Origin of the sequence: Bacillus sp. JJ1503 (assembly GCF_036965125.1) — a bacterium.
GTDB lineage: Bacteria > Bacillota > Bacilli > Bacillales > Cytobacillaceae > Cytobacillus.
The window spans coordinates 1,633-10,447 of the sequence record NZ_JBALOZ010000266.1 but is presented as its reverse complement, the minus strand read 5'-3'; the positions used below and the strand labels follow the sequence as shown (position 1 = coordinate 10,447).

The window sequence follows — 8,815 nt, the reverse complement described above, 5'->3', positions numbered from 1 at the left end:
AATTTATACAAATCAAAGCTTTTACCCTCTAATTCTGAAGGAATTTGAATCATTTAGGATATCTCCTTTCCATTCTTTTAAATAGTTTCCCCGAAAATAAAGGTTTCATTAAAAAAAGAGTGCTCGTTTAAACGAACACTCCTTTTTTATCTAAGCCGCTTTTCTAGCTCTTCCTTCTTGTCTTCAAACCCTGGTTTTCCTAAAAGAGCAAACATATTTACTTTATAAGCCTCTACACCTGGCTGATCGAAAGGGTTGACACCTAATAAATAGCCGCTCATCGCACAGGCTTTTTCAAAGAAATATACGAGATAGCCAAAGGTAAAGGCATCTAATTTAGGAATAGATAAGACTAGATTTGGCACACCGCCATCAGTATGCGCTAGTACAGCCCCTTCAAACGCCTTATTGTTGACAAAGTCTACTGTTTTTCCAGCTAAATAATTTAGATCATCTAAGTCATTATCTGCCTTTTCAATGATTAACTCTTGACGTGGTTTATCAACCTTCATAACTGTCGCAAACAGATTCCTTCGACCGTCTTGAATATATTGACCAATTGAATGAAGGTCCGTTGAGAAATTGGCCGAGGATGGGTAGATTCCTTTTAAGTCTTTTCCTTCACTTTCACCGAATAACTGCTTCCACCATTCTGAAAAGGATTGTAAAGCTGGCTCATAGTTAATGAGCATTTCTGTCGTCTTTCCTTTGTTGTATAAAATATGGCGAATTGCTGCATATTGATAGGCTATATTTTCAAGCAACTCTGAACTGCTCAGCTCTTCTCGGGCAAGGGCAGCACCCTTCAACATTTCCCCAATATCGGCACCGCTAACAGCTATTGGCAATAAACCCACTGCTGTTAATACCGAGTATCGGCCGCCAATATCATCAGGAACAACAAATGTTTCATAGCCTTCTTCGTCTGCAAGTGTTTTTAGGGCCCCTCTTTCCCTATCTGTTGTTGCATAAATTCTCCTGCGTGCTTCCTCTAAACCATATAGCTCCTCCAATCGCTTGCGAAAAATCCGAAAGGCAATGGCTGGTTCAGTCGTTGTACCTGATTTAGAGATAACGTTTATGGAGAAGTCCTTCCCATCAAGAAAGTCAATCACATCTTTCATGTAAGAAGAGCTTAAATTATTGCCGACAAAAATTATTTGCGGAGTTCCTCTTTTTTCCTTTGACAGTGCATTATAAAAGCTATGATTTAACATTTCAATTGCTGCACGGGCACCTAAGTAAGAACCCCCAATACCAATAACGAGCAAAACATCAGAATCTCCAATAATTTTTTCAGCTGATTGTTTTATCCGAGAAAATTCTTGTTTATCATATTGAATAGGGTAATCCATCCAACCTAAAAATTCATTTCCCTGTCCAGTATTCTCATGCAAAGAGTGATGAGCAACCTTTACCGCATCTTGCATATATGTAAGCTCATGGTCACTGAAAAATGCAAATGCCTTTGAGTAATCAAAACGAACATATGTCATGTCTGATCCTCCAATTATGTAATTTCATAAAAACATACCGGATTACTTTCAGTATCTATTTTATTCTACTAAACTTTAACGGAAAGCAGGCGTATAATCAAGAAACATCCGTTAGTAATATATCTACTTTTATTTACATTTTATGAGCTGTCAAAGTGAAAAATGTCGAAAATAGCGACCTATCTAAAGACGCAAAAAATCCTTGCACATAAGTACAAGGATTTTTTGTTCTATCATTGTAGACGGAAAAACGAAATCATATTCTAGTTGGAGCGAACAACAGAATAGTCTATTATTATTATTAGTTTTATTGTTTTTTATATTCCATCTATAATCAGAGTTTGGATTAGCTTAAAATTTTGTTAATACGTTCAATTGCCCAATCTAACTCTTCCTCTGTAATTACAAGTGGAGGTGCAAAGCGAATGACTGTATCATGTGTTTCTTTACATAATAAGCCTTCTTCCTTTAAAGCCTCACAATATTTGCGAGCTGGTTCAGTTAATTCAACACCAATAAATAAGCCACGTCCACGAACATCTTTAATTATCGGATTTTTGATTTCTTTTAACTTGTTAACGAAGTACTCACCAAGCTTCAAAGAACGCTCAGCTAAGTTTTCCTCAACAAGAACCTCCATAGCAGCAATAGATACAGCACAAGCCATTGGATTTCCGCCAAATGTTGAGCCGTGAGATCCTGGATTGAATACACCTAGAACTTCCTTATTTGCAACAACACAGGAGATCGGGAAAACTCCGCCGCCTAATGCCTTTCCTAGGATGTACATATCTGGATCTACATCTTCCCATTCACAAGCAAACATTTTACCAGTACGCGCTAGACCTGCTTGAATTTCATCAGCAATGAATAATATATTGTTTTCTTTACATGTTTCGTATGCAGCTTTCATGAAGCCTTCTTCAGGAATAATGATTCCAGCTTCCCCTTGGATTGGCTCAATTAAGAATGCCGCAGTATTTTCCGTGATTGCCGCTTTCAATGCTTCTAGATCTCCGTATGGAATTAATTTAATACCTGGAAGCATTGGACCAAATCCGCGCTTATATTCCGCTTCTGAAGAAAGAGAAACAGCTGTCATTGTACGTCCGTGGAAATTTCCAACACATGCAATGATCTCTGCTTGATTTTCAGCTACACCTTTTACATCGTATGCCCAGCGGCGAGCAGCTTTAAATGCTGTTTCAACCGCTTCAGCACCCGTATTCATAGGAAGAGCCATTTCTTTATTTGTTAGCTTACAAATCATTTCATACCATGGACCAAGCTGATCATTATGGAATGCACGAGAGGTAAGGGTTACACGATCTGCTTGATCTTTTAATGCTTGAATAATTTTCGGATGTCTATGTCCTTGGTTTACTGCCGAGTAAGCACTTAACATATCCATGTATTTATTGCCTTCAGGATCCTCAACCCATACACCTTCAGCCTTTGAAATGACGATTGGCAGCGGATGATAGTTCTTTGCACCATATTTCTCAGTTTGTTCAATCAATGAATTTGTATTTGTTAATGCTGTCATGAATACATTCCTCCTAATGTCCGAGTAATCCCTTTCATTGTACCGTTAAGCTGTTACACTTTAAACCCTGAAAGGAAATTTTTTAATACATTTCTGATGTAGTTTTTGCTTGCATATGAAGAAGCAGATAATCAGGTCCGCCTGCTTTAGAGTCAGTTCCTGACATGTTGAATCCGCCGAATGGCTGGTAGCCTACAATAGCACCTGTACAGCCGCGGTTAAAATATAGGTTTCCAACATGGAAATCTTCACGAGCTTTTTCTTGGTTCAAACGGTTATTGGTAATAACTGCACCCGTTAAGCCGTATTCTGTGTTGTTAGCAATGTCAATCGCTTCATCGAAATCTTTAGCTTTTGTAAAGCCAACAACAGGTCCAAAGATTTCTTCCTTCATGATGCGAGATTCTGGTGAAAGGTCAGCGAATACGGTCGGTTTAATGAAGTAGCCTTTCGAATCGTCACCTTCTCCGCCTGCCATTAGCTTACCTTCCTGCTTGCCGATTTCGATATAGCTCATAATTTTATTATAAGCGCTTTGATCGATCACCGTTGCCATGTAGTTGTTTGGATCAGTTGGATCCCCTTGTGTTAATTGATTTGTTAATTCAACGACACGGTTTAATACTTGATCGTATACATCTTCTACAACTACTGCACAAGAGCATGCTGAACATTTTTGTCCGGAGAATCCGAACGCAGAAGCAACGATAGATGTCGCAGCTAGTTCAAGATCTGCTTCTTTATCGACAACAATCGTGTCTTTTCCGCCCATTTCTGCGATTAAACGCTTCATCCAAATTTGACCTTCATTCAGCTTAGATGAACGTTCGAAAATACGCAGACCAACGTCACGAGAACCTGTGAAGCTGATGAAACGAGTGTCTTTATGGTCAACTAAGTAGTCGCCCACTTCTGCACCGCTTCCTGGAACGAAGTTAAGAACACCTGCTGGAAGTCCTGCCTCTTCCATGACTTCAACGAATTTCGCTGCAACAATTGGTGTTGTTGAAGCTGGTTTTAATAATACAGTGTTTCCTGTTACGATTGCTGCAACTGTCGTACCAGCCATAATCGCTAACGGGAAATTCCAAGGAGAGATAATGATTCCCACTCCTAATGGAATGTAGTCATAACGGTTATATTCGTTTGGACGGCTGTTTACTGGAACACCATCTTTAATACGCAGCATTTGACGTGCGTAATATTCTAAGAAATCAATCGCTTCTGCAGTATCTGCATCTGCCTCATTCCATGGCTTTCCTGCTTCTTTTGTTAAAAGAGCAGAGAATTCATGCTTGCGGCGGCGGATAATCGCAGCTGCTTTGAAAAGAACGTCCGCACGAATTTCCGGCTTTACCTTTTTCCATGTTTTGAACGCTTCAACAGCAGCCTGCATGGCTTTTTCGGCTAATTCTTGGCTTGCCTTGGATACACGACCAATCACTTCTTCTTTATTTGCGGGATTATAAGAAACAACTTTTTCCTCAGTAGAAATACGCTCTCCACCAATGACTAAATCGTAGTCTTTTCCTAAATAGCCTTCAACCGTTTTTAAGCCTGTTAGATATGCCTCACGGTTTTCGTCTAACTTAAAATTTGTGAATGGCTCATGTTTGTATGCTTGTACCATGATTCCTTCCCCCTTAGCACTTTTTCATTACATCCATATATCATTGCAAGATATGTGCCAAATATGTATACCGCGTCAAATGTTGTTTTTTCTTTCTTAACAGCAAAATTATTTTGCATTTTGATCTCTCAACACCTGTTAAGGAGCAAAAAAACATTGCACCCCTTCCATTCTTTACATAAAATGAAGGAAAGAATGATGAAGGAGCAAGACAATGAATAATCCAAATTTCGCTCAAATGAAATTAATTAATACGTTTTTCCAACAGATACTTAAAGAAATAGATATCGGAGTCCACGTTGTTGATCACGAAGGCAAAACGATAATTTATAATAAAAAAATGGCTGAAATGGAGGGAATGGATTACTCAGATGTCCTCGATAAGGAGCTATTGGATGTATTCTCCTTTCATAAGGATGAGGCTAGCACCCTTTTGAGAGCTTTAACTCACGGGGAGAAAATCATTAATGCTAAGCAAACTTATTTTAATAATAAAGGGCAGGAAATAACAACGATTAATAACACCTTCCCCGTTTCGGAGGAAGGCGTTCGAATTGGCGCCATGGAAATTGCCCGCGATGTGACAAAACTAGAAAAGCTGATTAGAGAAAATATGAATAAAAAAGGAAACACCCGCTACACATTTGATAGCATTATCGGAATCAGTGAAGAAATTAAGAATGTGATCGAGGCGAGCAAGAGAGCGACCCGCACTAGTTCATCAATTCTTATCGTTGGTGATACAGGAACAGGAAAAGAGCTATTCGCACAAAGCATTCATAATGGAAGCAATCGATCTTCAAAGCCCTTTATCTCTCAGAACTGTGCTGCCTTGCCTGATAGCTTGATTGAGGGGCTGTTATTCGGGACAAAGAAAGGGGCTTTTACAGGTGCGATTGAACGTCCAGGTCTTTTCGAACAGGCGGAAGGCGGAACCTTGCTGCTTGACGAAATCAATTCTCTAAATCCAGCCTTGCAGGCGAAGCTTTTAAGGGTTTTACAGGAACGAATGGTTAGACGAATTGGAGACACAAAAGATCGTAAGGTAGACGTCCGGATCATTGCTACTATAAACGAGGATCCTATCGATGCGATCTCCGATGGAAGACTGCGAAAAGACCTATATTACAGATTGAGCGTTGTTTCTTTATTCATCCCTCCTTTGCGGGATAGAAGGAAGGATATTCAAGATCTTGTCCGTTTCTTTATTGAAAAATACAATCACCTTTTTGGCATGAAGGTTCAAGGGATTGACGATCATGTTTTAAGTGTATTTGAACAGTATGATTGGCCTGGAAATGTACGGGAACTAGAGCATGTTATAGAAGGTGCGATGAATTTAATTGTTCATGAGGAGCACATTGGTTATCTTCATTTGCCGATCCATTTCCGCAATAAGCCGCAATTTAAAAATGATATTTTTACACCGATCAGCCTAACACATCATCAGAATGAATCAAGCAGTCAATTTAAGTCCTTGGAAGATTATATGGATGAAGCAGAAAAAAGCTATTTAGAAAAAGTGTTACAGCTTCATCAATATAATATTACCCAAGCCGCAAAATCTCTTTGCATGAGCCGGCAAAATCTGCAATATCGGCTTAAAAAGCACCAGATTAGGAAAGAGGAAGCCAAGGGAATATAAAAAACTCGCCGATTGGCGAGTTTTTGTTCTTCATTGATATAGAATATCGTCTTTAAGCGTATTGACTTTATTTAAAGCCTGGGCGATATCTTCATCACCAACCCCAAAATGAGCGAGAGCCTCTCCCAGATGTGTGGCAATGGCATCAAAATGCTCGGGCTGCAGATTCATCCCTTTATGAGCCTTTGCCATCGAATTTCCCGAATATTGATTAGGTCCACCTAAGGCAAAGCTAATAAACTTCGTTTGATGTCGGCGCTGCTTTTCCATATCTGTATTCTCAAAAAATTGGTTTACCGTTGGATCCTTTAGGACTAATTCAGAATAAAAGTAGTCGACAACCTTTACAATTGCCTCTTCACCGCCGACTTTTTCATAAAGTGTTTGTTCTGCCATGTGAAATTCCCCCTTCTTACTAATAACAAGAGTTATTATTCGATAGAGATTAAGCAAGTATTCAGGTTCCCTTTGACCAAAAAAAGTAAAAAACCGAGCTAAGCCCGGTTTCCATTCTTATTTCTTAATCAAATCTTCACGTTGAGATTGGTCAATCCACTCTTGAAGTTTATCCTTAAGTGTATTAAATCCTTGTGCCGTATCGTTTTCCACATGGATTGGAGCCACTGGGCGAGGTTTACGCGGCTTTTTCGCTTTTACTTCAGCCTCGACTGGCGCTTCTTGTGTAGCACGGATCGATAATCCAATTTTTCCTGATGCCTCATCAACAGATAAAACTTTAACTTCTACTTCATCTCCAACTTTAAGATGTTCATTAATATCCTTAACAAATCCATGAGTAACCTCAGAAATATGAACAAGCCCTTGAGTAGTCTCATTCAGCGCAACGAACGCACCATACGGTTGAACTCCTGTCACCTTACCTTTAATAACACTGCCTACTTCGATTTTTTCAGACATGGAAACACTCCTAATTTCTATTAATTTTTATCCTTTTTATTCGCAATTAAAAATTATACCACAGTTCAAGCCTTTTTTCAAAAAGTAATTAATTCGGTCTTGATATTCTCTATTTTGCTCGTAATTAATATTATTATTTAATCTAAACAGGCAAGTTTTATTGGATAAGATGTTTTTTGTGATTTGATGTTTGAAAGCAAGGCTTGTTGGGCATGATGGTCTTAAAGACTTTCTAGTATTCCCCCTTTTTGAAGTGACAATCCTTTGGGTTGTCCTTTTTTTGTTTGGTTGATTTCAATTCCTTCGGTGAAAATAAGGTATACTGACATTGAGGGGATATACATGGAGAATACTATGGAAAAACAAGACGTACATATAAATGGAAATCATATTTACTATGAAAGCTTTCAGCGACACTCATCCTCAAAGAAAACCGTTGTCCTGCTGCACGGCTTTCTATCCTCAAGCTTTAGCTTCCGGAGGCTTATCCCATATTTAATAAATGAATATAATGTCATTTCTATTGACTTACCCCCATTTGGGCAAAGCGGAAAATCCCGCCGTTACAAATATTCATATAAAAATATGGCGATGACCGTTATACAGCTCATTGAAAGTATACAATTAAATAAAATCATATTACTTGGCCATTCTATGGGTGGACAAATTTCCTTATACATCGCTCATTTACGTCCAGATCTAATTGATAAAGTGGTACTTCTTTGCAGCTCAGGCTATTTAAAAAAATCAAAGCTCCAGCTTGCTCTTGCGACTTATCTTCCATTTTCTCACCTATTCGTTAAGAGGTGGCTGGAGCGTTCAGGATTAGAAAATAATTTACGGCTCGTTGTTTACAACCAATCTATAATCGATGAAGAAATGGCAGAAGGATATTTAGCCCCATTTTTAAAAGACGATATATTCTTAGCCCTGGCAAAGCTAATCCGTGACCGCGAGGGAGATTTGTCTGCAGATATCTTAAATGAAATTCAAGTACCCTGCTTATTAATTTGGGGAGAGCAGGATAAAGTAGTTCCACTGCAAATAGGCAAACAGCTGCAACAGGATCTAAATAATTCGAAGCTCATTGTTTTAAAAGAAACCGGCCACCTCCTTCCAGAGGAAAGACCGGAGGAGGTTTTCCAATATATAAAGGAATTTACTAAGAAAGGGTGAATCCGCAAAAGAGTCACCCTTCTCTAAATTGTACACACTCCATCATCTTTAATAGCCAGAAGTTTACGAGCGACTTCTGAGCATTCCTCAATGGCTAGAAGCTTTTCAAAGGAAAATTCAAAAATGGCCTGAATTTTTCTAGCTAGCTTATTCTGATCATCCAAATCATGGACTGCCTGAACAATATCAGCAATTTCCGTTTCATAATTGCCTGCACCTATTCCAAAAGGATCCCACTCATTTATTGTATTGACGAGCTGTATGTTTAATTGTTGAATTTGCATATTATCACCTTTCCGCAGATTAGCGGGCTGTAAGACCCCACTTTAAAAAGTTTGAGGAAAAAAGAAACCTATTCAGGTGACTAACAGCCCGTAAAAGCCCTATTATAGGAACACAGACTA

At 38.8% G+C, this 8,815-nt stretch carries 8 protein-coding genes; 2 read left to right on the top strand and 6 right to left on the bottom strand.

Annotated features, from left to right (window positions below; all coding sequences use genetic code 11):
• Window positions 1-146 precede the first annotated feature (146 nt).
• The 3 genes from V7149_RS19570 to pruA all read right to left on the bottom strand — a co-directional run bounded on the left by V7149_RS19570 (window position 147) and on the right by pruA (window position 4,672).
• Window positions 147-1,496 (bottom strand): glucose-6-phosphate isomerase, encoded by a 1,350-nt coding sequence (locus V7149_RS19570; RefSeq protein WP_335347271.1) that lies wholly within the window; start codon window positions 1,494-1,496, stop codon window positions 147-149.
• A 346-nt stretch (window positions 1,497-1,842) separates the two neighbouring features.
• Window positions 1,843-3,042, bottom strand: coding sequence for an ornithine--oxo-acid transaminase (locus V7149_RS19565; protein WP_335347270.1), 1,200 nt, complete (start codon window positions 3,040-3,042; stop codon window positions 1,843-1,845).
• Between the two features lie 82 nt (window positions 3,043-3,124).
• A complete protein-coding gene (gene pruA / locus V7149_RS19560) occupies window positions 3,125-4,672 on the bottom strand; it encodes an L-glutamate gamma-semialdehyde dehydrogenase (RefSeq protein WP_335347269.1) in 1,548 nt (515 codons plus the stop codon).
• A gap of 214 nt (window positions 4,673-4,886) precedes the next feature.
• Between pruA and V7149_RS19555 the strand changes: the two genes are divergently transcribed.
• The gene (locus tag V7149_RS19555) at window positions 4,887-6,317 is read left to right on the top strand and encodes a sigma-54 interaction domain-containing protein (protein ID WP_335347268.1); all 1,431 of its coding nucleotides are present in this window, start codon (window positions 4,887-4,889) and stop codon (window positions 6,315-6,317) included.
• A gap of 30 nt (window positions 6,318-6,347) precedes the next feature.
• Here the strand turns inward: V7149_RS19555 and V7149_RS19550 are convergent, their stop codons facing one another.
• Both V7149_RS19550 and yugI read right to left on the bottom strand, forming a co-directional pair.
• Entirely contained in the window at window positions 6,348-6,713 is a 366-nt protein-coding gene (locus V7149_RS19550) for a group I truncated hemoglobin (RefSeq protein ID WP_335347267.1), read from the bottom strand.
• A 117-nt stretch (window positions 6,714-6,830) separates the two neighbouring features.
• The gene (yugI, locus tag V7149_RS19545; RefSeq protein WP_335347266.1) at window positions 6,831-7,235 is read right to left on the bottom strand and encodes a S1 domain-containing post-transcriptional regulator GSP13; all 405 of its coding nucleotides are present in this window, start codon (window positions 7,233-7,235) and stop codon (window positions 6,831-6,833) included.
• A gap of 342 nt (window positions 7,236-7,577) precedes the next feature.
• Between yugI and V7149_RS19540 the strand changes: the two genes are divergently transcribed.
• Complete coding sequence (locus V7149_RS19540) at window positions 7,578-8,411, top strand: alpha/beta fold hydrolase (RefSeq protein WP_335347265.1); 834 nt, start codon at window positions 7,578-7,580, stop codon at window positions 8,409-8,411.
• 23 nt (window positions 8,412-8,434) lie between these two features.
• Here V7149_RS19540 and V7149_RS19535 read toward each other — a convergent pair whose 3' ends face one another.
• On the bottom strand, window positions 8,435-8,695 hold the full coding sequence (locus tag V7149_RS19535; RefSeq protein ID WP_335347264.1) for a DUF1871 family protein: 261 nt from the start codon (window positions 8,693-8,695) through the stop codon (window positions 8,435-8,437).
• Between the last annotated feature and the right edge of the window lie 120 nt (window positions 8,696-8,815).

Coding starts and splice junctions, on each gene's coding strand:
- V7149_RS19570 (WP_335347271.1), bottom strand. CDS start 1,496: ATGACATATGTTCGTTTTGATTACTCAAAGGCATTTGCATTTTTCAGT.
- V7149_RS19565 (WP_335347270.1), bottom strand. CDS start 3,042: ATGACAGCATTAACAAATACAAATTCATTGATTGAACAAACTGAGAAA.
- pruA (WP_335347269.1), bottom strand. CDS start 4,672: ATGGTACAAGCATACAAACATGAGCCATTCACAAATTTTAAGTTAGAC.
- V7149_RS19555 (WP_335347268.1), top strand. CDS start 4,887: ATGAATAATCCAAATTTCGCTCAAATGAAATTAATTAATACGTTTTTC.
- V7149_RS19550 (WP_335347267.1), bottom strand. CDS start 6,713: ATGGCAGAACAAACACTTTATGAAAAAGTCGGCGGTGAAGAGGCAATT.
- yugI (WP_335347266.1), bottom strand. CDS start 7,235: ATGTCTGAAAAAATCGAAGTAGGCAGTGTTATTAAAGGTAAGGTGACA.
- V7149_RS19540 (WP_335347265.1), top strand. CDS start 7,578: ATGGAGAATACTATGGAAAAACAAGACGTACATATAAATGGAAATCAT.
- V7149_RS19535 (WP_335347264.1), bottom strand. CDS start 8,695: ATGCAAATTCAACAATTAAACATACAGCTCGTCAATACAATAAATGAG.